The following is a 516-nucleotide window of genomic DNA, read 5'->3' on the forward strand; positions in this document are numbered from 1 at the left end:
CGCCGACAAGGCGCAGCGCAAGCAACTGCGCAAAGACGTACAGATGGTGTTCCAGAGCCCTTATGCCTCGCTCAACCCACGGCAGAAGATTGGCGATCAACTGGCCGAGCCGCTCTTGATCAACACCAAGCTGTCCGCCGCCGAACGCCGGGAAAAAGTCCAGGCGATGATGAAGCAGGTGGGCCTGCGCCCCGAGCATTACCAGCGCTACCCGCACATGTTCTCCGGCGGCCAGCGCCAGCGCATTGGCATCGCCCGCGCCCTGGCCCTCAGCCCCAAGCTGATCATCTGCGACGAGCCGGTCTCGGCGCTCGACGTCTCGGTGCAGGCGCAGGTCTTGAACCTCCTGGCCGACCTGCCGCGCGCACGGGGCTTGAGCTACCTCTTCATTGCCCACGACCTCGCCGTGGTGCGCCAGCTCGCCCACCGGGTGGCGGTGATGTACCTGGGACGGATCGTGGAGATCGGCCCCGCCGACGAAGTGCTGTCGCGACCCCGGCACCCCTACACCCAGGC

At 66.7% G+C, this 516-nt stretch carries 1 protein-coding gene; it reads left to right on the forward strand.

What is annotated here, in order from left to right; genetic code table 11:
- Positions 1–516: ATP-binding cassette domain-containing protein (locus tag Q7C21_RS23060; protein ID WP_375151248.1), on the forward strand; the 516-nt coding region annotated here is incomplete at both ends.

Origin of the sequence: Pantoea sp. ANP04 (genome assembly GCF_041982285.1) — a bacterium.
Lineage (GTDB): Bacteria > Pseudomonadota > Gammaproteobacteria > Enterobacterales > Enterobacteriaceae > Pantoea > Pantoea eucalypti.